Genomic DNA, 704 nt, shown 5'->3' with positions numbered 1-704 from the left:
AACACTTCTTGGGTGTTGTATGGTTAAGCCTCACGGGTAATTAGTATGGGTTAGCTCAACGTATCGCTACGCTTACACACCCCACCTATCAACGTTGTGGTCTCCAACGGCCCTTTAGGACCCTCAAGGGGTCAGGGATGACTCATCTCAGGGCTCGCTTCCCGCTTAGATGCTTTCAGCGGTTATCGATTCCGAACTTAGCTACCGGGCAGTGCCACTGGCGTGACAACCCGAACACCAGAGGTTCGTTCACTCCGGTCCTCTCGTACTAGGAGCAACTCCCTTCAATCATCCAACGCCCACGGCAGATAGGGACCGAACTGTCTCACGACGTTCTGAACCCAGCTCGCGTACCACTTTAAATGGCGAACAGCCATACCCTTGGGACCGACTTCAGCCCCAGGATGTGATGAGCCGACATCGAGGTGCCAAACACCGCCGTCGATATGAACTCTTGGGCGGTATCAGCCTGTTATCCCCGGAGTACCTTTTATCCGTTGAGCGATGGCCCTTCCATTCAGAACCACCGGATCACTATGACCTACTTTCGTACCTGCTCGACCTGTCCGTCTCGCAGTTAAGCTGGCTTATGCCATTGCACTAACCTCCTGATGTCCGACCAGGATTAGCCAACCTTCGTGCTCCTCCGTTACTCTTTGGGAGGAGACCGCCCCAGTCAAACTACCCACCAGGCACTGTCCGCG

General features: G+C 54.7%; 1 rRNA gene. It reads right to left on the bottom strand.

From position 1 onward, the window contains the following. Positions 1 to 19 precede the first annotated feature (19 nt). Positions 20 to 704 (bottom strand): 23S ribosomal RNA (locus tag OKC41_RS21050); the annotation flags it as partial.

The organism is Aeromonas sp. QDB17 (genome assembly GCF_027705305.1).
Classification (GTDB): Bacteria; Pseudomonadota; Gammaproteobacteria; order Enterobacterales; family Aeromonadaceae; genus Aeromonas; species Aeromonas caviae.
This window is presented reverse-complemented; position numbering and strand designations above follow the sequence as displayed.